The organism is Nocardia sp. NPDC041819, from assembly GCF_055590505.1.
This window is the reverse complement of record NZ_JBVJAP010000002.1, coordinates 153266-178357: the sequence shown is the minus strand read 5'-3', so window position 1 is coordinate 178357 and position 25092 is coordinate 153266. Positions and strand designations below refer to the sequence as shown.

General features: G+C 68.5%; 24 protein-coding genes. 17 read left to right on the top strand and 7 right to left on the bottom strand.

The features are described from left to right. Positions 1-54 precede the first annotated feature (54 nt). From ACZ6DL_RS07700 to ACZ6DL_RS07690, 3 genes are all read right to left on the bottom strand, one after another. Positions 55-462: a hypothetical protein gene (locus ACZ6DL_RS07700; protein WP_466049824.1), complete on the bottom strand. Its 408-nt coding sequence runs from the start codon at positions 460-462 to the stop codon at positions 55-57. Positions 463-581: 119 nt separating this feature from the next. Beyond that, positions 582-1409 carry an alpha/beta fold hydrolase gene (locus tag ACZ6DL_RS07695; protein WP_466049822.1) on the bottom strand — a complete coding sequence of 276 codons (828 nt, stop codon included), beginning with the start codon at positions 1407-1409 and terminating at the stop codon, positions 582-584. A 203-nt stretch (positions 1410-1612) separates the two neighbouring features. Then, a complete protein-coding gene (locus ACZ6DL_RS07690) occupies positions 1613-3022 on the bottom strand; it encodes a sugar transferase (RefSeq protein WP_466049820.1) in 1410 nt (469 codons plus the stop codon). A gap of 559 nt (positions 3023-3581) precedes the next feature. On the opposite strand from ACZ6DL_RS07690, the gene ACZ6DL_RS07685 reads away from it, so the two are divergent. From ACZ6DL_RS07685 to ACZ6DL_RS07670, 4 genes are read left to right on the top strand one after another with little or no spacing between them, the layout of a single operon-like run. Next, a complete protein-coding gene (locus tag ACZ6DL_RS07685) occupies positions 3582-4862 on the top strand; it encodes a methyltransferase domain-containing protein (protein WP_466049818.1) in 1281 nt (426 codons plus the stop codon). Beyond that, positions 4862-5635, top strand: coding sequence for a glycosyltransferase family protein (locus ACZ6DL_RS07680; RefSeq protein ID WP_466049816.1), 774 nt, complete (start codon positions 4862-4864; stop codon positions 5633-5635). The genes ACZ6DL_RS07685 and ACZ6DL_RS07680 overlap by 1 nt, the downstream gene beginning before the upstream one ends. Continuing rightward, on the top strand, positions 5614-6282 hold the full coding sequence (locus ACZ6DL_RS07675; RefSeq protein WP_466049814.1) for a PIG-L deacetylase family protein: 669 nt from the start codon (positions 5614-5616) through the stop codon (positions 6280-6282). Before ACZ6DL_RS07680 ends, ACZ6DL_RS07675 begins: the two co-directional genes overlap by 22 nt. 5 nt (positions 6283-6287) lie before the next feature. Beyond that, on the top strand, positions 6288-7322 hold the full coding sequence (locus ACZ6DL_RS07670) for an NAD-dependent epimerase/dehydratase family protein (RefSeq protein WP_466049812.1): 1035 nt from the start codon (positions 6288-6290) through the stop codon (positions 7320-7322). Here the strand turns inward: ACZ6DL_RS07670 and ACZ6DL_RS07665 are convergent. Then, positions 7300-7863: a dTDP-4-dehydrorhamnose 3,5-epimerase family protein gene (locus ACZ6DL_RS07665; RefSeq protein ID WP_466049810.1), complete on the bottom strand. Its 564-nt coding sequence runs from the start codon at positions 7861-7863 to the stop codon at positions 7300-7302. The genes ACZ6DL_RS07670 and ACZ6DL_RS07665 overlap by 23 nt on opposite strands. Positions 7864-7877: 14 nt before the next feature. Here ACZ6DL_RS07665 and ACZ6DL_RS07660 point away from each other — a divergent pair, with 14 nt between their 5' ends. Beyond that, a complete protein-coding gene (locus tag ACZ6DL_RS07660) occupies positions 7878-8999 on the top strand; it encodes a class I SAM-dependent methyltransferase (RefSeq protein WP_466049808.1) in 1122 nt (373 codons plus the stop codon). A 196-nt stretch (positions 9000-9195) separates the two neighbouring features. Here the strand turns inward: ACZ6DL_RS07660 and ACZ6DL_RS07655 are convergent, their stop codons facing one another. Then, entirely contained in the window at positions 9196-10014 is an 819-nt protein-coding gene (locus ACZ6DL_RS07655) for a glycosyltransferase family 2 protein (protein ID WP_466049806.1), read from the bottom strand. Between the two features lie 260 nt (positions 10015-10274). On the opposite strand from ACZ6DL_RS07655, the gene ACZ6DL_RS07650 reads away from it, so the two are divergent. The 10 genes from ACZ6DL_RS07650 to ACZ6DL_RS07605 all read left to right on the top strand — a co-directional run bounded on the left by ACZ6DL_RS07650 (position 10275) and on the right by ACZ6DL_RS07605 (position 22843). After that, positions 10275-11348: a glycosyltransferase family 4 protein gene (locus ACZ6DL_RS07650; protein WP_466050465.1), complete on the top strand. Its 1074-nt coding sequence runs from the start codon at positions 10275-10277 to the stop codon at positions 11346-11348. Beyond that, entirely contained in the window at positions 11345-12475 is a 1131-nt protein-coding gene (locus tag ACZ6DL_RS07645) for a glycosyltransferase family 4 protein (RefSeq protein ID WP_466049804.1), read from the top strand. Before ACZ6DL_RS07650 ends, ACZ6DL_RS07645 begins: the two co-directional genes overlap by 4 nt. Before the next feature lie 158 nt (positions 12476-12633). Further along, positions 12634-13887 carry a lipopolysaccharide biosynthesis protein gene (locus ACZ6DL_RS07640; protein ID WP_466050464.1) on the top strand — a complete coding sequence of 418 codons (1254 nt, stop codon included), beginning with the start codon at positions 12634-12636 and terminating at the stop codon, positions 13885-13887. A gap of 2 nt (positions 13888-13889) precedes the next feature. Further along, entirely contained in the window at positions 13890-14906 is a 1017-nt protein-coding gene (locus tag ACZ6DL_RS07635; protein ID WP_466049803.1) for a CgeB family protein, read from the top strand. A gap of 50 nt (positions 14907-14956) precedes the next feature. After that, a complete protein-coding gene (locus ACZ6DL_RS07630; protein ID WP_466049801.1) occupies positions 14957-16255 on the top strand; it encodes a hypothetical protein in 1299 nt (432 codons plus the stop codon). Between the two features lie 11 nt (positions 16256-16266). Beyond that, on the top strand, positions 16267-17532 hold the full coding sequence (locus ACZ6DL_RS07625; RefSeq protein ID WP_466049800.1) for a Wzz/FepE/Etk N-terminal domain-containing protein: 1266 nt from the start codon (positions 16267-16269) through the stop codon (positions 17530-17532). Beyond that, positions 17529-18887, top strand: coding sequence for a glycosyl hydrolase family 28-related protein (locus ACZ6DL_RS07620; protein ID WP_466049798.1), 1359 nt, complete (start codon positions 17529-17531; stop codon positions 18885-18887). Before ACZ6DL_RS07625 ends, ACZ6DL_RS07620 begins: the two co-directional genes overlap by 4 nt. After that, on the top strand, positions 18884-20215 hold the full coding sequence (locus tag ACZ6DL_RS07615) for a GNAT family N-acetyltransferase (protein WP_466049796.1): 1332 nt from the start codon (positions 18884-18886) through the stop codon (positions 20213-20215). Before ACZ6DL_RS07620 ends, ACZ6DL_RS07615 begins: the two co-directional genes overlap by 4 nt. A gap of 169 nt (positions 20216-20384) precedes the next feature. Continuing rightward, positions 20385-21752, top strand: coding sequence for a glutamate-1-semialdehyde 2,1-aminomutase (locus tag ACZ6DL_RS07610; protein ID WP_466049794.1), 1368 nt, complete (start codon positions 20385-20387; stop codon positions 21750-21752). Then, complete coding sequence (locus ACZ6DL_RS07605; RefSeq protein ID WP_466049793.1) at positions 21749-22843, top strand: glycosyltransferase; 1095 nt, start codon at positions 21749-21751, stop codon at positions 22841-22843. Before ACZ6DL_RS07610 ends, ACZ6DL_RS07605 begins: the two co-directional genes overlap by 4 nt. 61 nt (positions 22844-22904) lie before the next feature. Here the strand turns inward: ACZ6DL_RS07605 and ACZ6DL_RS07600 are convergent, their stop codons facing one another. Continuing rightward, positions 22905-23111 (bottom strand): DUF397 domain-containing protein, encoded by a 207-nt coding sequence (locus ACZ6DL_RS07600; RefSeq protein WP_466049791.1) that lies wholly within the window; start codon positions 23109-23111, stop codon positions 22905-22907. Beyond that, complete coding sequence (locus tag ACZ6DL_RS07595; protein ID WP_466049789.1) at positions 23108-24034, bottom strand: helix-turn-helix domain-containing protein; 927 nt, start codon at positions 24032-24034, stop codon at positions 23108-23110. The genes ACZ6DL_RS07600 and ACZ6DL_RS07595 overlap by 4 nt, the downstream gene beginning before the upstream one ends. 281 nt (positions 24035-24315) lie before the next feature. Here ACZ6DL_RS07595 and ACZ6DL_RS07590 point away from each other — a divergent pair, with 281 nt between their 5' ends. Further along, complete coding sequence (locus ACZ6DL_RS07590) at positions 24316-24804, top strand: DNA-directed RNA polymerase subunit beta (protein WP_466049787.1); 489 nt, start codon at positions 24316-24318, stop codon at positions 24802-24804. Next, on the top strand, positions 24794-25069 hold the full coding sequence (locus ACZ6DL_RS07585; protein WP_466049785.1) for a hypothetical protein: 276 nt from the start codon (positions 24794-24796) through the stop codon (positions 25067-25069). The genes ACZ6DL_RS07590 and ACZ6DL_RS07585 overlap by 11 nt, the downstream gene beginning before the upstream one ends. Positions 25070-25092 lie beyond the last annotated feature (23 nt).

The following is a 25092-nucleotide window of genomic DNA, read 5'->3' as shown; positions in this document are numbered from 1 at the left end:
GTCTGCGGAGGACCCCGTGACATGCCGTGGGTGGCGGTGCCGGCCGGCATCCGATCAGGCGGCGTCGAGCGCTGCGGTGATCTTGCGGGTCATGTCGGCCAGGACGGGGCTGGGCGCACCTTTGCGGGTTCCGATGGCTGCGTCGATGGCGACGAGGACGGTGCCGCGGAAGTTGTCGGCCTCGGCCGGATCCTGCTTGTGCAGCAGGTTCATGGCAGCGGTGAGGGCCGGCAGCACCTGGTCGGCGAGTTCGGCGACGTTCTTGCCGTTCAGGGTGATGTCCTTGGACTTCGCGGCGAGTACGTGCCCGACCAGGCCGGTCGCCGACGACAGGGCGATGGAGCCGTGGGTGGCGGCCTTGTGCGGTGAGCCGGTGGCGTCAGCCGCTGCCAGCAGCGAGACAGCGCCGTAGGCGGCGGTCCGGATGGTGGCCTTGTCCTGGTCGGTCAGGGTGATGGACATGGTGGTGTCTCCTTCGGAATTTGTTGTGTGAAGACGCGATCGGTGGTCGATCGCGCCGGGGTGCCCGGATTGCCGGGGGTCGGTTGTCGGCGCACGAGGTCGCCCACGCCGGTGGTCGGTCAGCGGCTCGGCGAACCCTGCTGGTCGTGGGCCGATGCGGTCTCGCGGACGGCATGGGCGATGGCGCGGAAATCCTTGCGCAGGAGCGCGCCGTGGTTGCCGGCGACCTTCGCGCTGACGCGGATATTCGGGTTGCGGGCGCACACCGCGTCGAGGCCGGCGCGGATCCGTTCCTGCTCGTCCCCTCGGCTTCCGAACGACGTCCCCGAAGCAACCACATACCGCAACGGCACGCTGATCTCGTCCAGCACAGGACCCAGCTCGTGCTCGCGGGAGAGCCTGCCGAGTTCGATATTGCTTTCGGCCATCTGTTCGGCGGTCATCCGCGGGGTCAGGCCGGTGGGGCGCAGCAGCGGCGTGAACCAGCTCAGCCGCTTGAACAGCTTGCGGATCCGCTGCTCCATGGCCTCGTCGAGCCAGTCGTACGGGAACGCGCCGTCGACCAGCACCGCGCCCATGGCGCGCTCGGGATTCCGGCCGGCCCAGTGCGCCGCGACGACCGCCCCGTAGGACCAGCCGACCAGCAACGCCCGGTCCACGTCACGGGCGGCCAGGACGGCATCGACATCCCGGACCGCGGCCTCGAAGGAATAGTCCGCCGAACGCCGCGATTTGCCGCGAGCCCGCTCGTCGAAGGTGATGTGCCGGTAGTCGGTGCCGAGTTCGGCGATGACCCGCCGCCAGTACCCCTGAGTGGCGAATTGGCCATTGCAGTAGATCACCGGGATACCGCGACCGCCGGTGTCGGTGACGGCCAGCGCCGTATCGTCGACCGGGACCATGCCGCTCCACTTCGAAGCGGTGGCGAGGTGGCTGTTTTTCGTCATGGCAGCCACTCTCGGTGTCCGGCCTGACACCACGCTGACACTCGTCTGATACGGCCACTGACACCGTGCGGTCCCTACTCGATCGAGCGATCAGTCGGCATTCGGCTCGCGAATGGCTGGGGTATCCGGCATCCCGATGCGGGCTGAGTTCGTCCTTCGCCGTGGCGATGGTCGGGACTTGGCAACCACCGCCCGCGGCGTCATCAGTACGCTCCGTCGCCTCGCGCCACGACACCGACCGTGCGCGCGATCAGCCGCAGGTCCATCCGCATGGACACGTTCTCCACGTAGGACAGGTCGAGTCGCACCGCGTCCTCGAGCGGAAGGTCCGACCTGCCGCTGACCTGCCACAAGCCGGTCAGCCCCGGCTTCACGAGCAGGCGTCGGCCCATCATGTGGTCGTAGGTGTCGACTTCCCGCCGCACCTGCGGTCGAGGCCCGACAACGCTCATATCGCCACGCAGCACGTTGAGGAACTGCGGCAGTTCGTCGAGACTGTACTTGCGCAGGAACCGCCCGACCGGCGTGACCCGGGGGTCGACCTTCATCTTGAAGAAGACCGGATTTCCACCCTGCTGTGCGATCAAGGCTTCGGCATACCGGTCGGCGTCGTCGTACATACTGCGAAACTTGATCATGCGGAAGGGCAGGCCGTATCGGCCGATGCGTTCCGACAGGTAGAAGACGGGGCCGCGGCTGGTGGTCTTCACCGCGATCGCGATCGCCAGGAACACCGGCAGGAGCAGCAGCAGGCACACTGTGGCGAAGCCGATGTCGAAGGCCGTTTTGCTGACCGACCGAGCCCGCTCGTACTGCGGTTCGGCGATGTGCATCATCGGCATCCCCGCGACCTGCCGATTGGTGAGCCGGGATATGGCGATGTCGATCGCCCCTGGCGCCAGCATGAACTCGACTCCCAGCGCGTCCAGTTCCCAAGCGAGCCTGCGGAGCTCGGTCGGGCCGAGATGGCGGGAGGGACCGATGGCGACGGTGTCGGCGTGGGTGTGCAGGACCGCCCGCAGCACAGCGCTGTCGTCACCGACTACGGCGACCGTACCGCCGGCGAAGGCCAATGGCGCATCGCCCGATTGGCCACCCGGAACGCAGGCGCCCACGACGTCGTAACCGGCGCCCGGGTCTGCGGCCAACGCCGCGGACATCGCCGCGGCCGCTTCGGCAGTGCCGACCACGAGTACGGCCGAACGGTGGCGTCCCCGGCGGCGTTCCCTGGCAAGCTGGTGGCGCCACCACAGTCGTCCACCGACCACCGCGAGGAGGCCGGCCGGAAAGGCGATCGCGAGATAACCCCGCGCGAAGTCGATTTCGAGTGCCAGTGACATGAGTGCCAGGACGCCGAACAGGTGCATGGTCGCCGACATCAGCCGCCGGAATTCCTCGACACCGCTGCCGACCAGTTGCGGCGCACGGCTACCCGCGCTGCCGAGGATCGCGAACCAGCCCAGGGCGAGCACGCCCGATACCACCGTGTAACCGACCCGGTAGGGCTGCTCCCAGGCCAGCGGCGGAGCGCCGCCCCCGTTGAAACGGATCAGCTGCGCACTCCCCACAGCGATGGAAACGGCGGCGAAGTCGGTGATGGCGAGACGACGCACGTACTCCGACCGCCAGGCCTTACGGCTCGAATTGTCAACCGGCAGAGCCGCGAAGGATCGTAGGGATTCGGCGGTCCCATTCCATTTCGGGACAGCCTTGGATTTCATCAAGAGAACACCCCTCCTGGGGCAACGGTGGAATTGCTACCTGATCCGGAGATCGTCTTTCCCGGCAGCGTCCCGACCGCCTCTACCGAACGCTTCATCGGCACTTGATCGGCAAGTGTCACAACATCTCTCACCGGTCGGAAGGTATGCGCGAAGTAGCGTGATCGGGATGTTAACTGCTCCGGATCAACCCGGCGACCCATCTCGATACGCATCTGGAATAACACCATGAAGGTGAATATGGAATGTGCTCTATATCACAGTTTGTAACGCTGATGTGGAATCCGACCGATATTGCCGTCGGTACGCTGACGGTCGCAACAGTGCCGGCCCGTACGACGAATGATGTTCTCGTCACGCGCATTTCGTGATACGCCGGGCAGCTGATGCTTCCGTGCGCCGCGACAGGCGTTCCGACGGGCCGGAACGTTTAGAGCAAAGGATCGGATCTGTGCGCTGTCGACTCTGTGACTCCGGCAGACTGTCCAGCATTCTGGATCTCGGTGCGACGCCGCCGTGCGAATCGTTCCTCACCGCCGACCAACTCGACCTGCCCGAGCCGACCTACCCCTTGCATCTGCGGGTGTGCGCCGACTGCCTGCTGCTGCAGATTCCGGCACTGATCACACCGGAGGACACCTTCACCGAATACGCCTACTTCTCCTCCTACTCCGACAGCTGGGTCCGCCACGCGGGCGAGTTCGTCGACACCGCGGCTGCACGGCTGGGGCTGGGCAGGGACTCCTTCGTGGTGGAGGTCGCCAGCAACGACGGCTACCTGCTCCGCCACATCGTCGCCCGCGACATCCGATGCCTGGGCATCGAGCCCTCGGTCAACGTCGGAGCGGCGGCTCGCGAGTCGGGCGTACCCACCGAAACCGCCTTCCTCGACGAGCGTTCCGCACGCCGGATCCGTGCCGAACACGGTCCCGCGGATCTCGTGATCGCCAACAACGTCTACGCCCACATCCCGGATCTACGCGGATTCACCCGTGCGCTACGTACCCTGCTGGCGGACGACGGCATGCTGACCATCGAGGTGCACCATGCGCTGAACTTGGTCGGGCTCGGCCAGTTCGACACCATCTACCACGAGCATTTCCAGTACTACACCGTGCTGTCGGCGCAACGTGCGCTCGCTGTAGCGGGATTGACCGTGGTCGATGTCGATCGGCTGCCGACGCACGGCGGATCGATCCGGCTGTGGGTGCGCCCCGATGCCGCCATGGCGGCGGTGAGCGACCGGGTGCGGGACGTGCTCGACCTCGAGCGGTCCGCGGGACTGCACTCGGCGGACGGCTACGCATCACTGCGGCGGCGTGCCGAATCCGTGCGGCATGAGCTGCTGAGGTTCCTACTCGACTGCCGGCACCAGCGCAAACGCGTCGTCGGGTACGGTGCGCCGGGCAAGGGCAACACGCTGCTCAACTACTGCGGGATCCGGCCTGATCTACTCGAGTACACCGTCGACCGCAACCCCTACAAGCACGGCAGATTCACGCCCGGATCGCGAATCCCGATCCACCCGCCGGCTCGGCTCGACGCCGATCGTCCGGACGTGGTCGTGGTGCTGCCCTGGAATCTCGAGCACGAAATCACCGCGCAACTGCGGCATGTCGCCGAGTGGGGCGGTCAGCTCGCCTATCCCTTGCCCGAGTTGCACCTGGTCGACCCGGCGTCGCCGTCGTCGTCCGTGCCGGCCGGAGCCGAATCGACGGGAAACCGGCGCTGATGAAAGTCGTCCTGTTCTGCGGTGGTTACGGCATGCGCATGCGCGGCGGCACCGATGACATGGTGCCCAAGCCGATGCAACTCGTCGGCCCCCGCCCCTTGCTCTGGCACGTGATGCGGTACTACGCGCACTACGGTCACACCGAGTTCATCCTGTGTCTCGGATACGGCGCCGAGCACATCAAGAATTTCTTCCTCAGCTACCGGGAGTCGGCGTCCAACGACTTCGTGATCCGCAACGGCCGGGTCGAATTGCTCGGCAGCGATATCGACGACTGGACGATCACTTTCGTCGATACCGGCGTGGAGTCGGCCATCGGAGAGCGATTGCGCCGGGTTCGCGAGCACCTCGGCGACGACCAGCACTTCCTGGCCAACTACGCCGACGTCCTCACCGACGCTCCCCTGGACGAGATGATCATCCAGTTCCACGCTTCGGGGGCCGCGGCATCTCTCCTGGTGGTGCCACCGCAATCGTCGTTTCACTGCGTGGATCTCAGTCCTACCGGCGAGGTCAAGGAGATCGTTCCCGTGGCGCGTATGCCCCTGTGGGAGAACGGCGGCTACTTCGTCCTCGGCCGAGAGATCTTCGACCTGCTGCCACCCGGTGGCGATCTGGTGGAGGACGCCTGTGGGACGCTCGCGGGCCAGGGCCGGTTGTTCGGCTACCGCCACGACGGATTCTGGAAGCCGGCAGATACTTTCAAGGAGCGCGCCGAACTCGATGCGGCCTACAGCAGCGGACACCGGCCATGGATGGTGTGGGAGCGGTGATCGCGCTGCTTTCCCCGCGGCCTGCCGAGATCGCCCTGCTCGGCGCGCATTGCGATGACATCCCGATCGGCATGGGAGCCACGCTGCTGTCGCTGACCCGCACCCATCCGGGTATGCGGGTGCGCGCGCTGGTCCTTTCCGGTGCCGGCACGGAGCGCGAACAGGAGGAGCGGGCGGCGCTCACCGCCTTCTGCTCGGGACGGACACCGGAATTGACGGTGCTCGACGTCCCGGACGGACGCGCACCGGCGCACTGGGACCGGATCAAGACGGCCGTAGCGGAGTTTCGCCTGGCGGGTGAACCGGACCTGGTGTTCGCCCCGCAACCGGGCGACGCGCACCAGGATCACCGCACGCTCGCGGAGCTGGTGCCGACCGAGTTCCGCGACCACCTGATCCTCGGCTACGAGATTCTCAAGGCGGAGGTCGACACACCGGCGCCGACCGTATTCCATCCGGTCGATGCGGACCTGATCCGGCGCAAATCGCGACTGCTGCACCGGTACTACCCGTCCCAGACCGGTCGCGACTGGTTCGACGAGACCGCGTTCCTGGCGTCCGCGCGGATCCGCGGCGTGCAGTGCCGCACCGAGTACGCCGAAGCCTTCGTGGTGGGCAAGGCCGTCATCTCATGGGAAAAGGAGTGACAACGATGCGAGTCCTGGTCACCGGGCATCAGGGATACCTGGGCACCGTCATGGTCCCGATACTGCGAGCCGCCGGGCACGAAGTCGTCGGGCTCGACACCGGCTGGTTCGCCGACTGCCTGCTCGGTGAGTTCTCCGGCGATCCGGTGGGCTTGCGCCTCGACCTGCGATCGGTGGAGATCGATGCCCTTCGCGGCATCGATGCGGTCGTCCATCTCGCCGCGCTGTCCAATGATCCCCTGGGCGCGCTCGCGCCGGAAGTCACCCACGAGATCAACCATCGCGCCTCGGTGCGTCTGGCTCGGCTCGCGAAAGAAGCCGGCGTGTCCCGGTTCCTGTACGCCTCCACCTGCTCGGTGTATGGCGCCGCCGGAGACGAGCTGGTGACCGAGTCGGCGCCGCTGCGGCCGATCACCCCGTACGCCGAGTCGAAGGTGCGGGTCGAAGACGATGTCGCGGCGCTGGCCGACGACGACTTCGTTCCCGTCTTCCTGCGCAATGCCACCGCATTCGGATTCTCGCCTCGTCCTCGCGCTGACATCGTGCTCAACAACCTCGTCGGACACGCCGTCCTCACCGGTGCGGTCAAGGTGCTCTCCGACGGCACGCCCTGGCGGCCGCTGGTCCACGCCCGCGACATCGCGGCGGCGTTCGAACGCTGCCTCACCGCACCGGCGACGGCCGTCGCCGGCCGGGCGTTCAACATCGGCACGGAGCGAAACAACCTCACCGTGGCCGAGATCGCCGAGTCGGTAGTGGCCACCGTCCCGGGTTCGCGACTGCTGATCACCGGGGAGACCGGGGCCGACCCCCGCTCCTACCGGGTCGACTTCTCCGCGGCCCGCGCGGTGCTCGGCTTCGAGGCACAGTGGTCGGTGTCCGATGGCGCCGCCGAGCTCTACCGCGAATACACCGAGCGTGGCCTCACCCAAGAGGACTTCTTCCAGCGATTCACCCGGCTCGCGCGGCTGCAGCGGCTGCGAGCGTCCGGCGCACTGGACCCGCGACTGCGTGCGGTCACCGCGCCGGTGACAGGGTAGCCCGCAGATGGCTCCATCGTCCGGCGTTCGCGTCGCGATCCGACACCGCCGTCACCGGCAGCGGCCATGCGATCCCCAAGTCCGGATCGTCGAAGGCGACGCTGAGATCCTCGGCGGGATCGTGCGGCCGATCGATGCGGTAGCACACATCGGCGGTGTCGGTGAGTGCTTGGAATCCGTGCAGAAAGCCCGGTGGTACGTACAGGTGCCGGAACTCCTCGTCATCGAGCCGGAACGCCTGCGTCCGGCCGAACGTCGGCGACGACGGCCGGATGTCGACCAGCACGTCATACACCGCGCCGTGTGCGCAGCGGACCAGTTTGGCCTCCCCACGCCCGGACCGGCCGTGCATGCCGCGCACCACCCCACGGCGCGACCGGGATTGCGAGTCCTGCACGAAACCGGCCGAGATTCCCGGAATCCCCAGATGGGAGTCGAATTCGGCGGCATCGAAGGTCCGAGTGAACAGGCCACGGTCGTCCCGGACGGGCGCTGGGACCAGCGCCACCACGCCGACCAGGCCGGTCTGCTCGATACGCACACCGACATCGTGCCATGACCGGCCGCTGCCGCGCCTGCTCCGGCGCCGGTCTGCACACCGTCCTCGATCTCGGGACGGTGCCCGCAGCCGATGATTTCCCGCCCGCGGCCCGGCCGGTGACACCGGCGGAGACCACGCATCCGCTGCGGATGGTGCGGTGCCCCCACTGCGAGCTGGCGCAGCTCGCCGAAGACGACACCGTGGCAGCCGAGCCCCGCGGTGTGGAGCCGCGAGCCCTGCGCGATCAAGCAGCCGATGCGATTGCCCGGGCCGACGCGGCCGGCCTGCTGCGCGGCCGCACGGTCATCGAGTTCGGCAGTCCGCACGGTGGTTCCTGGCTGCCGTTGCTGGCCGAGCGTGGCTGCACCGAAGCGGACGCGGCGCACGCGGACCTGGTCGTGGACTGTTTCGGCATCATGCACGAACCCGACCAGCGGGCCGCGTTCGCCGCACGCGCCGCGGCCGCCGCACCGGACGGGCTGCTCCTGCTGCAGTACCACTCGCTGGCCGCCATCGTGGCACAGCGACAGTGGAACGCGTTGCGGCACGGGCATTTCGCGTACTACTCCCTGCATGCGCTGACCACGGCGCTCGCCGCCGCGGGCATGGGCGTGACCACCGCGTGGGAGTTCGACCTCTACGGCGGGACGGTGCTGGTCGCAGCTCGCCGCGGCCCTACCGAGCCCGACCACACCGTGCGCGAGATCCTGGCCCGCGAACGCGAACTCATCACCCCGGAATCGCTGCATCGGCTCCAGCGATTCGTGAACGATCACGTGCGCGCGCTGCGGAACTGGCTGATCGATGCGGCCGCGGCGGAGCATCGCGTCTACGCCTACGGCGCCGCGTCCCGGGCGGTTGCCCTGCTGTCTCTGGCCGGTGCGCACCAGGGACTTGTCGCCGGAGTCGCCGACGCCGCGCCCGCCAAACGGGGACGCCGGATGCCCGGCACCGACATCCCGATCATCAGCCCGCAGGAGCTGATCGCGGCAGCACCCGACCGAGTGCTGTTGACGCTGCCCGACCTACTGGATGAAGTGTCGACCAGACTTCCAGAACTCGACGGTCGCTGGTTCGTCGACGATCCCCGCGGACCGAGAGAAGGGGGTGTGGGTGACCGACTCCCGACCCTGTGACTCCATCCCTACAGCCACAATCCCCGGGCCGCACCCGGCCAGCAGATCCCGAGCGAGGACAGCCGTACCGATGAACACCACCCCTCGGATGCGCCGACTTCAGGCGCATTCGCCGGCCCACTCGGTCGCACCGGCCACGGCCTCGACGGTGTGATCGGCGGTGGCCACTTCCCGACAGCAGCAACCGCGGTCTTGTTCAGCGGCCGACCGCGGCCCGCGCGCGCACCCGCAGCCGCGTCCCCAACGCGCGGACCAGACGCAGGTCACCGGCCAGCATGTCGGACCGACCGACGAGCTCCGGGTGATCCGCGCCCAGCCGATGGTGGAATCGCAGCTGCTCGGTGAGCTTGCTGCGGGTCGATGTGCGACTGCACAGGTTGAACGTGGAGTTCCGCCAGGCGGCCACGATGTCGCCGAGCCCGACGAAACCGCCGCGGCTGCCGACGCGGGCGAACAGGTCCACATCCATCGGAAATACGAGGTCGCCGCGCAGTCCCCCGACGGCGTCGTAGTCGGTACGCCGGAACATGGCGGCCGCGGTGGGGCCGAATTCGGCCGCCCCGCGACGCACGATCACCCGGGCCAGATGGCGGCTGCCGTGCCGGCCGATCAGCTGCGGCAGCCCCAGCCCGGTCTCCAGGATGTCGCCGGACTCGTCGATCACGTCGAACTTGCCCGCGCACAACGCGATCGCGTTGTCGTCGAACACCGCCGACTGCGCGGCGAGGGCGCCGGGACGCAGAATGTCGTCGGCACAGACCACCTTCACGAGGTCCCCGGTGGATTCCCGGATCGCCCGGTCCCAATTCGCGCCGATCGGCAGTACGCGATCATTGCGCAGGACACGCACCCGCGGATCGCGCCGCGCCCGGGCGATGTCACCGGTGCGGTCGGTGCTCGCGTTGTCGAGGATCACGACTTCGAAATCGAGATCTTGGGCCAGTACCGAATCCAGGGTCGCGGACAGCGTTCGTTCCGCATTGTAGGCCGGCACGCACACCGACAGTTTCCGCATCGCCAGCCGCCCCTTTGTCAGAATCGCAATCGGACATTGCCTCGTAATTGCCCAGACTATGCCATATTTCGCTCCGAGCCGGCATCCGGACTCGTAATGTCCGGTGCTGGATATCGGAGACCGCGCACCTGCGTGAGAAGGTCGAATCCGGTGGTCACCCCGATACATCCCGGCTGCGAACGAGTTCGGCAGACGACTCCACGGTGCGGCATGCGGGATGCGGGGATCGGGTCATGAACAGCGCTTCCGGCGCGGTGAAGGTGCACATGACCGGATCGGAATGGTTCGGCGCCGCGCCCGGCGGCCTGGGCCGATACTTCACGGACTTGCACGGCGCATTGCTGGACGTTCCCGGGATTTCGTTGTCCGCCGCCGCATTCGGCCGACCCGACCGGACGGTTGCCGGTGCCCGGTCATGGGGGCCGGTCGGTGGGTCGACACTGCGCCGCGCCCGCACCGCGTTCAGCGCTCGCGAAGCGTTGGACCCCGGCACCGTCGTGGATCGCCACTTCTGCCTCTACGGCCCGGCCCCCAGGGACCGGCGTGGTCGTCGGCTACCACTGGTCGTGCATTTCCACGGTCCGTGGGCAGCGGAAAGCCGAATGCACGGACAACATCCCGCCGCGGCCTTCGCCAAATACCTCATCGAATGTTTGCGATACGTTCGCGCGGATCGTTTCGTCGTGCTTTCCGAACACTTCCGCGCTTTGTTGTCCGACGACTACCGCATCGCATCCGATCGCATCGAGGTGATCGCGCCCGGAGTCGATCTCACCCGGTTCCGAGCTGCCCCGGTCCCCGCGTCCGGGCCGGTCGTCCTATGTGTGCGGCGGCTGGAGCGCCGGATGGGGATCGATGTGTTGCTGCGCGCGTGGCCCGGGGTGCTCGCCGAGCACCCGGAGGCTCGTCTGGTCATCGTCGGAACCGGCAGCGCGGAGGCGGATCTCCGGCGCGCCACCGAGGGCGGACTCGACCGCAGTGTCGAGTTCACCGGACGAATTCCCGACCACGAGCTCGCCGCCCGCTACACCTCCGCCGCGCTCACCGTGGTGCCGACGGTGGCCCTGGAGGGATTCGGCCTGATCGCCCTCGAGTCGCTCGCCGCGGGCCGGGCGCCGGTGGTCACCCGGTGCGGTGGTCTGCCCGACGCCGTGCGGGGCCTGGACCCCTCGCTGATCGTGCCGCCCGGCGACCACACCGCGCTCGCGGCTCGGATCAGCGCGGCGATCTCCGGCCGTCGGCCGACGCCGGAGCAGTGCCGCGCGCACGCGGAGACCTTCAGCTGGCATGCCGCCGCACAGCGGCACGCCGCACTGTATCGGGAACTCGCATGACTGGGCCCGCCGTCTTCCTCGGCCACACCGCCGCGCCGTCCGGAGCCGAATTGGCCACCCTGCGGCTGCTGCGCACGCTACGCGCGCATGGCACCGAAGTGGCGCTGGTGTGCACCGAGGACGGCCCGGTGATGGCACGTGCCCGCGACGCGGGGATCGACACCCGTGTCGTGACAGGGCGGTTCGACAGCCGGGCGATGACCACCCGGTCCGGCCCGCTGCGGCTGATCACCGGGTTTCTCGCGCTACTGCGGCTGGGCTGGACGGTCGGGGCCACGGTCCGCGACTTGGGCGCTCGGGTGCTGGTCGCCGAGAGCACCAAGGCGCTGGTGCTGGGAGCGGTCGCGGCCCGCCGCGCCCGGGTGCCGCTCGTCTGGCAGGTCCACGACCGAGTGTCCCGGGACTACTTCGGCCTGCTCCCTGCCACCACTATTCGGCTGCTGGCCGCTTTGTTCTGCCGGGGACTGCTCGCCAACAGTCACGGCACCCGTGCCACACTGCCGGTGCGCATCCCGGCGGTCGTCGCCTACCCGGGTGTCGCCCTGCCCGCCACACCGCCGCCGCCCCGAACTCGCGCGGCCGCCGAGGCGGTCGTGGTCGTCGTGGGACGGCTGAGCCCTTGGAAAGGCCAGGACGTGTTTTTGCGTGCCCTGGCGGCGGTGCCGACCCGGCCCGCGGCGGTGTATCTCGTCGGCGGGACGTTCTTCGATGAACAACCGTTCCGGCAGTACTTGGAACAACTCACTGCCGAACTCGGTCTGGCCGTGACATTCACCGGTCACGTCGACGACCCCGACCGGTATCTCGCCGAGGCCGACGTGCTCGTGCACTGCTCGGTGCTGCCCGAGCCGTTCGGGCAGGTGGTGGTGGAAGGCATGGCCGCAGGCTGCGCGGTGATCGCGACGGCGCCCGGCGGCCCGGCCGAGATCATCGCCGACGGGCGTACCGGCCGACTGGTGCCCGCCGGCGACGAAGCCGCTCTCACCGCGGCTCTCACCGAACTACTCGGCGATCCGGCCGCGCGCGCCCGGATCGCCGCCGCAGGCGCCGACCGCGCCCGCGACTTCGACATCGGCACCACGGCACGGGTGGTCACCCGCTTCCTCGACGAGGTGGCGCCGCCGTGACCGAACCCGATTACCTCGCCACGCTGACCACAGACGTCTTCCCCCGGGTCGAACTGCCCCGCCGTCCTGGCGGGGTGCACCGTCGCGCCGACGGGGCTCGCGGGCCGGGAGGCGGTGGCGCGCACAGCAAGCCGAGCCGGTTCGAGGTACTCGGCGATATCGCGCTGGTGAGTTTCGGCAGGTACGGCCAGTACATCGTCACGGTCGTCACCGTGCCGCTGATCGCCCGGGTACTCGGCGCCCACGGCCTCGGCCTGCTCGCCATCGGCATGTCGGCCTACTTCATCGGGTCGCTCGTCGTGGATCTGGGAGTCACGCAGTTCCTGTCCGCTCGCGTGCCGGAGATCAACGCCCGCAAGGACACCCGGTTGCGGGAGATCAACCAGCTGCGCGGCGACTATCTGGCCGTCCGTCTCGCCACGGCGACGCTGTTCGGTGTCGCGCTCGCCGTAACCTCGGCCCTACGCGCGCCCGAAGCCGCGCAGATGGTGCTGCTCGGCCTGTTCGCCGGTGGCTTCTGGTCCCTGTCGGAGGACTGGCTGCTGATCGGTGAGGGGCGGTTCGGCACCTCCACCGCGTATCAGACCATCGGCCGGCTGTGCTATCTCGGGCTGCTGGTGGGCCTGCTTCCTCAGCTGCCGAACCCGCACATCGCCCTGCTGTGCCTCTTGCTGTCCTCCGTGCCGACGGTGGCACTGACCTGGTGGGATGCCTGGCGCCGGTACGGGTCGCCGGCCCGTCCCCGCTACTACGGCGTCGTGCTGCGCCGCAGCGTGCCGGTGTTCGTCTCCCGGTTGCTGGTCACCGGCTACGGGCAGGGCGCGGCGACGCTGTACGCGGCCGTGCTCGACGCCGTCTCGCTGGGCCTGTACTCGGCCGGCGACCGCCTGGTGCGCGCGGTCCAATCACTGCTCGACGCCGTCGGTTTCGCGCTGCTGCCACGAATGGCCAGGCGTGGCGACCATCTCGGGTTCTGGCGGCACAGCATGCAGGCGCTGGCCGTGACCGTCGCTGTCGCCGCACTCGCCGCGGCGGGCATCTGGCTGGCCGCGCCCCTGCTGATCCGGCTGGTCTTCGGTACCGAATTCGCCGCGTCCACCGGTCTGTTGCGGATCGAGGTGCTGATTCTGCCCGCCACGACGGTCACCTCGTTCATCACCACGGCCATTCTGCCGGTGCGCCAGGACACCACCGGGGTCCTGATCGGCGCGCTGCTCGGGACTCTCGTCGCCATCGGCGCACTGCTGCTGACCGTCTGGACCCGCTCGGTGCACACCTTGGTCTACGGCCTGCTGCTGGCCGAAATCACCGTCGCCACCTGGCATCTGCTGCGAGTGCGGTTCCTGGCCCGCCGCGACCGCGCCGAAGCCGACACCGTGCCGCTGCCTGTCATGCCCCGGAGGGAGAACTGACCATGAGAATTCTGTTCGTCGGCGACGACTGGCTCGGCAGCAACGCACGTTCGCTGGCCGACGGTTTCCGTCAGGCAGGCCACGACGTGCTTGTGGTCGACTCCACACAGGTGACGCTTCCGGCCAGGCTCTCGCCCCCGTGGGTGTACGCGAAGGCGACCGGTCGACGCGACCGGCGCACGGTCGAACGAGTACACACCCAGATCGAACGCGACGCCGCCACGTTCCGGCCCGACATGCTGTTCGTGTTCAAGGGAATCCATCTGGATCAGCAGCGACTGCTCGACGTGCCCGCCGCACTGCACGTGCACTACAGCCCCGACGACGTGTCCAACCCCGAGAACCTCACCGAGGCCTACCTGGCCGCGGAAGCCGGCTGGGACCTGATCGTCACCACCAAACAGCACAACGTGCCGGAGCTGCGGGCGCGTGGCGCCCGCGCGGCCGGGTTCGTGCTCAGCGCTTACGACCCGGCCTGGCATCATCCGGCGGCGCGCCGCGGCGCGGGTGACTATCTGGTCGGCTTCATCGGAGTGTGCCGGCCCGACCGCCGCACCGAACTGGTGTCCCTGGCACGCCGCTACGGACCGCGTCTGCTGGTTCGCGGCCCCGGCTGGCGCCGCGTTCCGGAGTTGCGCGCCACCCGCGCGGTCGTCGGCGGCGCAGTGTACGGCCCCGGTTACTCGGCCGCGGTCGCCGCGGTGACAGCCAATCTGGTGCTGCTCAACTCCGGCAATCGCGACACCCACACCTGCCGTACCTTCGAGGTGCCCGCGGCCGGAGGATTGTTCGTCGGTGAACGCACCGGCGAACACACCGAACTGCTGCGCGACACCGTCGAGTGCTTCCTGTTCGACGAGACCGACGAACTGATCTCGATTCTCGACTGGGTCGCCGCCCACCCCGAGCGGGCGGCCTCGGTCGCGGCGGCCGGGCACCGGCGAATCACCGATGAGGGGCACCGTTACGTGGATCGCGCCCGGCAGATCGTCGGCCTCGCCGCGGAGGTACGGCGCTGAACGCTTACACCGATATCGCCGCCGTCGCGGCCGCGCTGCTCACGGTTGTCGTGGCGGCACTGTGGATTCCCGGCATCGCCCGTGTGTTCTTCATCGCGCAGGCCCTGTTCTGGTCGCTGTCCTACGTTGCGCGGCCGCTGGTGCTGCTCGCGGTGCGGCCGGACCCGCACTACGGCGACAACATCTCCGACCCTCGGTTGGCCGGTCTGGGATACGACCGCGGGATCGGTCTGGTGCTCGACCACGTCGTGTTCGGCTTGTGGTGTTATGCGCTGCTGGTGCTCGGTTACGCGCTCTGGCGGCGGCGGCACCCGCCTCGTCCCATCCCGGCCGCGGTCGCGGACCCCGACGTGATGCCGACGCTGTCGGTGCTCTACGCACTCGGACTGTTGGGCCGGGCGGCCTCGGTGGCCACCGGATCGCTGGGCGCGGCCGGTGAGGTCAGCAGCGGCAACCCCCTGCTGAGTTTCGTCGGCACCTTCGCCGGGATCGCGGCGCTCGGGATGATCGTCTTCCTTCGACCGGCCCGGCCGCAGACCACGGCGCTGGTGCTCGGCGCGCTGCTCGCGGGCGAACTGTACTGGTCGTCGGCCGTGCAGTCCAAGACACCGATCCTCGCCGCCGCTCTCGCTCTGGCCGTCCGGTTTTCGATGCTCGGCTGGAACCGGCGCACCACGATCGGTGTGGCGCTGATCGGCGTGCTCGGCGTCGCCGGATTCGGCTGGCTGCAGTCGTTCAAGAATTCCGGTACGGCGGCGCTGGACGCTACGGTCGTCGACTCCCGCTACCCGGAGAACGTCCGGCCGTTCCTGAGTATCCTGCGGCGCTTCGACCTGCTCGAAGCCGCCACCGACGCCTACTTCGTCGGTCCCGGCGGCTGGCTGTCACCCGGTGAGGTACTGCACCACGCGAGCCTCAGCCTGATCCCGGCGCAGGTGCTCGGCGCCGAGAAGCTCCAATCCGGCACGGCATGGGCGACCGATGTGCGTGGCGCGTCAGTGGATATGAGCACCGTGTCGGTGTCCCTCGCGGAGGGCAACGTGAACGAAGGCTATCTGCTCGGCGGCGAGGCGGGCGTGTTCGTCGCCGTCGTGTTCACCTTCGTACTGCTGCTCGCCTGGGAGCGATCGCTGTATTCCCGGTTCTTCCCGGTCCTGGTGCTGGGGCTCGCGGTCACCGGCGCCTCCACCCTGTTCGAGCGCGGCATCCTCGGCAGCTTCGAGAATCTCGGCAAGTTCGCCCAGTCGGCCGTGTTCGCCTGGTTGCTTCATCTAGTGGTCACGGAATTCCGCCGCCGCCCGACGCCGCTCCCGTCACCGGCGCACGCTTCAGCAATTACGAAAACATGAGGTCGCAGTCCATGGGTTTGATCGACATCTGGCACATCGTTCGGCGGCGGTGGGTGCTGATCGCCGCGCTCGCGCTGACCGTCACGGCGGCCGCCGCCTGGTACGCCTCGTCGCGGGCGGTGACGTACGTGGCCAGCAGCACCATGTATGTCTCGATGGCCACCGGTACCTCGGTCAACGACTCCTACCAGGGCGGCCTGGCGGCCCAGCAGCGCGTGCGGTCCTATCTCGAACTGGCCACCAGCGCCGCGGTCGCGGAGCGGGTCGTCCACGATCAAGGACTGACGGAATCCCCGGATGAGTTCCGCGGCCGGATCACCGCCTCGTCGCCGCCCGCCAGCACGATCCTGGAGATCGCGGTCTCCGCGCCCACCGCACAGCGGGCGCTTGATCTCACCGACGCCACGGTCGCCCAGTTCCGCGCCTTGGTCGACAGTCTCGAGTCCATCGAAACCGGTGCTGCTCCCGCCGCCCGCGTCTCGGTCGTCGACCGTGCCCGACTACCGGCCGCTCCGGTCGGCCCCGGGGCGAGCCGGTTCGTCGCTCTCGGCCTGTTCGGCGGACTGTTATTCGGCTTCGCCGCCGCATTCCTGCGTGAACGCACCGACAAGCGCATTCGCACCAGCGGCGACCTCGCCGATGTCGCGCCGGTTCCGGTGTTCGCCGCCTTCGACGACGGTGAATCCGCCGCCGAGACGGCCCGGCGACTGCGCAATCACCTGCGGGGCGCTCAGACCATCGAATGCACCAGCCTCACCGACCGATCGCGGTCCGAGGTGGCGCATACTCTGGCGCTGGCCTTCGCGGATGCCGGGCATCCGGTGGTCCTCCTCGACGCCGACACCTCCGGCGGCGGAAGCTCCGGTGCGATGCCAGGCCCAGGCCTGACGACACTGTTGCGCGGCGGCGTACCACTGGACCGGGCGATCACCGACGACTGGGGCGGGACCGGGGTCGCGGTGCTGCCGATCGGGCACATCGAGCCGGACACGTCCGACCTGATCGCCTCGGAGCACTTCGCTCATCTCATCGCCGATCTGCGCGAGCGTTACTACCGCGTGGTCATCGAGACCGCGCCGGTCAGCTCCGCCGCCGACGCGGTCGCCGTGGCGCCCCTGTCCGATGCCGTCCTCGGCGTCGCCGATCTCGGCAGACTCACCGGACCGCAGTTGCGTGCCGCCCTGACCGCGTTCGGCACGGCCGGGCCGACCGGTGTGGTCAGCCACCGCACACCCGGTTCGGCGGTGGACCGGCTGGTGGGAAGGATGAAGATATGAGCGACGACTTTCTCCGGCGGCGCCGCTTGCTCGCCGCGACTCTGGGTGCGGCGGCTGCGATTCCGCTCACCGCCGCCTGCGCCACAGCCGAGCCGGACGACCCGCAGTTCCGATCGCCCACCACCGATGCGCCCGCGGCACGCAACGTCCGGGACTTCGGAGCCGTCGGGGACGGTATCGCCGACGACACCAAGGCCCTGGCCGCAGCCGTGGCCGCGGACCCGGACGGGCCGCTGGTGCTCTACCTGCCCGCTGGGCACTACCGGGTCGAGTCGCTGCCCGATCTGCCGGACTACGCCACGATTCTCGGCGACGGCGCCGACGTCACCACGATCGTCTACGCGGGCAACGACACTCTGGTGCGGTTGCGCAAGCGCAGCCGGGTCCGTTTCACCAGGCTGGGGATCTTCACCACAGGTCCCGGCTCGACCGCGGTCGACCTGTCGGAATGCTTCCGCTGCTCCTTCGACGCGGTGGTACTGCGCGGCAACCACCTCAGTGACAACCATCCGCAGTACCTGACCCAGCGCGGCGTCGTGTTGCGCGACAACACCGGCGGCACCGCTTTCATCAACTGCGATATCAACAACTTCGGAATCGGGCTGACCACATCCTGTATCCAGAACTACGTCACCTCCTCGAAGTTCACCAGCAATCACACCGGCGTCCTCGGCACCGGCAACGACCACAACGCCGGACTGGCACTCACCAACGTCGAATTCGTCTCCGACCAGAACCCGCTCACCACCGACCGCCACCTGCGGATCGACGGGGCCGCCAACGACTGGTGGCTGACCAACGTGTGGTTCGAAGGAGCCGAGGTCGCCCTGTCGGTCGGCGAGAACGGGCGCGGTGGACCCGCGCAATTCGGCATGGTCAACGCGAAGGTCGCGGCCCGCTCGGTCGGACTCGAACTGAACTACTGCCGACAGCCGTATCTGGCGAACGTGATCTTCGACGCGGAGTCGCGGCCGCCAGGCATCCCGGTGCGCGTAAATCCGGCCGGCTGTCCGGAAGGCGCCGCGGTCGGATTGATCTCCGGCATCACCGACGACATTCCCGACGGGGTCTTTCCGGCCGGGTGGACCGTCGTCGGCCGCAAGGGCATGCGTACTCCGCGCTTCACCGGCACCGTGGTGTCCCAAGCGGGGCCGCACGGCGCTGACGTGTTCCAGGCACAGAACAGCGACGGCGCTGTCCGCGCCGCGGTGACCGCCGACGGAAGTTGGGTCTGCGAGCACGCTGACAACGGTCCCGTGCTCAAGGCGCCGGACGGCGGTTACTGGCGGCTCACCGTCTCCGACGACGGGAAGCTCGGCACCGTAGCGCTCGGCAGGAAGCGTCCCGGCGGATGACCCGACGCCTGCACCGCCGCACCGGAGCGCTGCCCACCATCACCGGTCCCATCGGAACGGCGGTCCGGTTGCGGCCGCCGCGTTTCGACGACTTCGCTGAGTGGCGGCGGATCCGGCTCCGCGATCGCGCGATCATCGAGCCCTACTGGGTTAGTTCGGCGCAGGACTGGCACGACCGCCACACCGCCCGCCACTGGGCGCGGGAATGCCTCGACAACCGGGCCGGGGCACGCGCTGGGCGGTCGGTGAGCCTGGTCGTCGAGGTAGCCGGTCGATTCGCCGGGCAGGTCGAACTGGCCTCGATCGATGCGACGGCCCGCAGCGCCGAGCTCGGGATCTGGATAGGCTCCGCCGTCGCCGGCGGCGGCATCGGTGGCCTTGTGCTGGCCATGATGGTGGACTTCGGATTCGACAGTCTCGGTCTCATGCGGATCACCGCACCGATCGCACCCGGCAACATCGCCGCCGCCAAGATCGCGACCGCGGCGGGCCTGCGGTACGAAGCCCGGATGAGCACCTATTTCGATGCCGGTGGCGCACGCCGCGACCACGAGTTGTGGGCGGTGATCCGCGCCGATCGGCCCGACCGCGGGTTCGCCGCCGCGTATCCGGCCCGGCAACGCTTCCGCCCGATGACGCAACTGCCCGCCGCCCCTGCCGTCCCGCGCAGGCCGCCCCCCGCGAGCGTCGCAGCCGCGCATCTGCGGTTCCAGTTGTCCCGATCGCGCCGGGTGGTCAGGTGGCTGCGTGGCAGCGCCGTCATCGCCCTCACCGGCTCCGACGCCCACGGCCGGGTGCTGGTGAGATCCCGCCGGGTATCCGACTACCGGCACCGCCGCGCGGCTCGCATCCGCAACCGCGCGCCGCTGGCACGTGACCCGCATATGTCACCCGCCGCCTGGCTGCGCCGACATTCCCTGCGCCACTGGCTGGCCGAACTCGCCGAAGCCAGGACCGGCCTGCGTTCCCGGCCAGGACTGACGCTGACGATCCTCGACGACGGCCGCTTCGTCGGGGAAGCCCGGCTGCACGGGCTGGACATGTTCGATCACAACATCCGGCTCAGCATCTGGACCGATGCCTCGGCCCGCCCGGAACTCCGCGTCGGCGTGCTCCGCCTGCTGGTGCGCCATGCGACCGAACGGCTCGGAATCCTCCGCATCGCCACCGCGATCCCGGTATCCGACCTCGCCGCCGCGGCTGCGGTCGCCGCGGCCGGGTTCACCGAGGAGGGGCGGATGCGCGAGCATCTCGATGTCTTCGGACCCCGCGGCGATCACGACCTCTGGGCGTACAGTCATCCGCCCGGCCCGGCCGCCCCCGGATGACGCGCCGACCCGTGGCCGGCCGACCCACCGACGCACGACCACAACGCCTCCGGCCGGCCCCGCGACCCTCTCGACGCCGGAGCGTATCCCCGTCCGGCACTTCGCCGGCACGGCTCTGCTATCCCGGCTGCCCGCCGGTATCCCGCCCGCACCGCATACGGAGCACCAGATGAACCCGCACCCCGACGTCCCACCCCACCACGGGTTCGCCCGCAGCAATGCGCTGCAGCGTCGGTTGCACGAGCTGGTGCCCGGCGGCGCTCACACCTACGCCCGCGGAGCCGACCAGTATCCCGAGCAGATGGCGCCGATACTGGTGCGCGGCAACGGATGCCGCGTGTGGGACGCCGATGGCAACCAGTACGTCGAATACGGAATGGGCTTACGGTCGGTCACCCTCGGCCATGCCTACGCACCGGTTCTCGACGCCGTGACGACCACGATCGCCGACGGAGTGAACTTCAGCAGGCCGACCGAGCTGGAATTGCTCGCCGCCGAAGACTTCTTGGACCTCGTTCCCGGTGCGGACATGGTCAAGTTCGCCAAGAACGGCTCCGATGCCACCACCGCCGCCGTCCGGCTGGCCCGGGCCGTGTCCGGCCGCCAGCGGATCGCCGTCTGCGAGCAGCCGTTCTTCTCGGTCGACGACTGGTTCATCGCGACGACACCGATGTCGGCAGGCATCCCCGATCATGTCGGCGCCGAAACGGTCCGTTTTCCCTACAACGACGTCGACTCTCTCGCCGCGCTCCTGGCGGGCGAGACCGTGGCCGCGGTCGTCATGGAAGCGGCCACCGCAACGGCGGAACCCGAGCCCGGCTACCTCCAAGCGGTACGCGCCCTGTGCGATCGGCACGGCACCTTGCTGGTGTTCGATGAGATGATCACCGGGTTCCGCTGGGCGGCCGGCGGGGCGCAGTCCGTCTACGGCGTGACTCCCGACCTGTCTTGCTGGGGCAAGGCCATGGGTAACGGATTTCCCATCTCGGCGCTCGCCGGACGACGGGAATACCTCGAGCGGGGTGGCCTGCGCACCGGCGACGACCGCGTATTCCTGCTGTCCACCACGCACGGACCGGAAACCAGCGGGCTCGCGGCCTTCCGCGCGGTGGCCGCGGCCTACCGGACCGGCGATCCGATCTCCCGCATGGAAGCGGCAGGCGCCGCGCTGGCGACCGGATTCGCGGCATCAGCAGACGAACTCGGCATCGGCGATCACCTCCGGGTCCGCGGTCGCTCCTCGTGCCTGATCTTCGAAACCCTCGATTCCGACGGAAAACCCTGCCAGGCATTCCGCACCTTGTTCCTGCAAGAACTGCTTCAACGCGGAGTGCTCGGGCAATCCTTCGTCACCTCGGCGGCACACGACCATGACGCGATCGCCGCCACCTTGTCGGCTTGCGCGGACGCGGCCCAGGTGTACCGGACCGCCCTCGAACGCGGCACCGTCGACGGACTCCTGCGCGGACGATCGGTCGCTCCCGCGCTTCGCCGCACCGCCGCACCCCGACAGATCGAAGCGAGCACATCTCGATGACCGCACCCCGGATCGCCATCGTCCACGAACGGTTCACCGAATTCGGCGGCTCCGAAGCCGTGGTGGGGGAGTTCGCCCGCACCTGGCCCGGCGCGGACATCTACGCGCCGATCGTCATGCCGAGCGGAATCCGCTCGCCCGTCCAGCACGTCCACGACACCTGGCTCTCCCGCGCCCACGCGCTGACCCGCGGCCGGCACGCCCCTCTGCTGCCGCTCGTTCCCCGGTCCCTGCGACGGATGCCGTTGCGGGGCTATGACGCCGTCGTCGTCAGCCACCACTCATTCGCCACCCAAGCCGCACTGGCCACCGACGCACCCGTGATCGCCTATGTGCACAGCCCTGCCCGATGGGCCTGGGATCGAGAGTTCCGCATCCGCGAAGCCGGTGGACGGGCCGGCCAGTTCGCCCTCGGCGCCGTGGGCGCACTGGCCCGCCATGCCGAGCTGCGCGCCGCGCCGCGCCTGGCCCGGGTGATTGCCAACTCGACCGCCGTCGCCGACCGGATCCGCGACTGGTGGGGCTTGACCGCCACCGTGATCAATCCTCCCGTCGATGTCGACCGTTTCACCCCCGATCCCGCACGTGCCCGGGAGGACTTCTTTCTCTACGCCGGTCGCCTCGTTCCCTACAAGCGCGCCGATCTCGCCATCCGAGCCGCTCAACTCGCCGGGGAACGGCTGGTCGTGCTGGGCGACGGACGCTTCCGGTCTCAGCTCGAAGCTCTCGCCGGACCCGAGACGACTTTTCTGGGCGCCACCTCTACCGACACGCTGCGGGAGATGTACCAACGCTGCCGAGCCCTGCTCATGCCCGGCGTGGAAGACTTCGGCATCGTCCCGGTCGAAGCCATGGCCTGCGGTACCCCGGTGATCGCCCTCGGCGCCGGCGGCGCACTCGACACGGTACGACCTGGCACGACAGGCGAACACCTCGCTCCGGGCACCGATACGGACGTCGTCACCCGCCTGGCCGCGGCGATGGCGGACTTCGACAACGCCCACTACGATCCCCGCGTCATCCGCGCCCATGCGGAAACGTTCGCACCACCCGCATTCCGGGCACGAATGGCCGCATGCGTCGATGTGTGACGGGTGGGTCACCGAATTCCGATGCGGCGACGGATCACTCCCGCCGCACCGGGCTTCGGAATCAGGGCTGGTCGTACTTGCCGTTGAGCACGTCTACGGTGAATGTGTCCCATGCACCAGGTGTGAACACCAGCGCGGGCCCAGCGGGGTTTTTAGAGTCCCGCACGCCGATCATGCCGCCTTCCAGGTGCGCGACTTCTAGACAATCGTCCTTACCGCCGCTGTGGCTGCTCTTGAACCAGCGTGCCCCGGATAGGTCCATGCTCATGGCGCATACTCCTTCGCCACCCGCCGCAGCAGGTGCTTGCTCTCGGTGCGATCCAACGCTACTCGCTGAATCTTGTGGAACGCATTGCGATAACGCCGCACGCTGTCTGGTCGTTCGAGGTGAACGCTGCCCGCATAACTCTCGATATATACGACAGGTGGCTCCAGGGCGTTGCCCGCGCTGTCGGTGCCGAAATCAAGGATTGTGAATGGTCCAGCCGTCGTACCCACTGGGTAACCGGCGGCGTCGGGCAGCACTCTGACCGACACGTTCGGCGGCAAGTCGGCAAGGTGGCGGCACTGTCTCGCCATCACCCGCGGTCCGTGGACCACTCGTCTCAGCACTCCTTCATCGATCACTAGGTCGACCTGGAGAGGCGAGACTGTGCGCAGTATGAGGTTTTGGCGTTCCCGTCGGACGCGCAGACGCCGCTCACGTTCCTCGGGCAGATCCTCTACGAAGTACAACCTGTCCAATGCCTCGGCATATTCGCGCGTCTGGAACAAGCCGGACACGATGTCCGGTCGGTAGACGGTCACCGTTTGCGCTGCGGACTCCAGCCCGAGATAAACCCCGAAACTGGGTGCGACTTGGTCGGTGTACTCATCCCACCAACTCTGCTCCATGCGCTGAGCAGCAAGAGCTTTCAGCTCGTTCGCTCGCCCAGGCTGTCGATAGAGCCGACACAAGTTGTCGATGTCGGAGTCGGAGATTTTGTTAGCGTGGCCTGTCTCGAGCCGTTGCACCGTCCCGGAGCCCCGACCGATTGCCTTCGCAGCCATCAAGATCGACAGGCCGGATTCGAGGCGCATCGCACGTAGGACGCGGCCCAGCTGCCGATGCGGTACCCCCGGAGTTCGTGCCATGGATGACGACGAAATGGTGTTGCGCTGCGAATTCCCCCTGGTGAGCGGCTTGGCCACTGTTACTTTCCCCTTCTCATAGATGGCAAGCACTGCATTCGTGGGTGGCCCCACCCCCGAGCTGTGGATGACGCTTCTTCCGCGCCACGGGTGCCACCGAACAGCAAGTATGGGTGGTCACCTGGGAAAACGAAGCGGTTTCCGCGAATCGTCCGCTGGATCACCCAAATAGGGGGTGGGACTGCTGTTCTGCGCGTGTGCTCGAAGCGATGGCGGCTTTCCCTCGTCGGCGGAGTCGGGCACTCGTCAACCGACTTTCGATGTGCGAGAAGGGGGTATGGATGGAAACGCTCGGAGATACACCACGATTGCGGTGCCTGTTCTACCGGCGGGAGTGCGATCTTCCCGCTGTGGTCGACCCGCCGGAACTCGGGCGGATCGTGTTGCGGGCCGGGTCGGTGTGGGCAATGACGATGCCAGACCGCCTTGGGCAGGCGGTCAAGGCGCATATGCAGGGACGATGTGTCCCCTTGGGACCGATTCTGGCGCATCCGCGTTCGGGGCGCTGGACCTTCCTCATCCAGCCCGACCTGCCCGATGACGTGCGGCTGTTCGCGGAGTTGTTCCGGCTGGACGTGGCGGTCGCGCGGTCCGGAGCGACGATCGCGCTGCCTTCGCCCACCCCCTCCGTGGGAGCGATTCGGCATTGGATCGTGCCGCCACGCAATGCCTTCCGCCCGTCCGGCCGGTTGGTGGTCGAGGCCGTTCGGGCGTGGGCGGATCAAATGCCGCGTACTCGGCGCGGGCCGGGGACATCCCATGTCGGATGACGTCTCTCGCGCTCGGCGGTTCCTCCGCGCGGAGGAGTTGCGGTCCCGGCTGGCGCATGACAACCCGAAGTGGGCGGTATCCAGTCCCGCGACTGCCAGGAAGGCGCTCGAGCTGCACTACAACTGCGACTATTCATCGTGCGCGACGCTCGTCGCGGCGGTGATCGTCAGCCGCGAGGACAACCGGTACTTCCGCCGCACCGAAACGAATGCCGCCGCGTCCGTGCGCGATCCCGCGACCCACACACTGGGCTCAGGTGCGTGATGTGCGGTGATCCCTGCACGAAT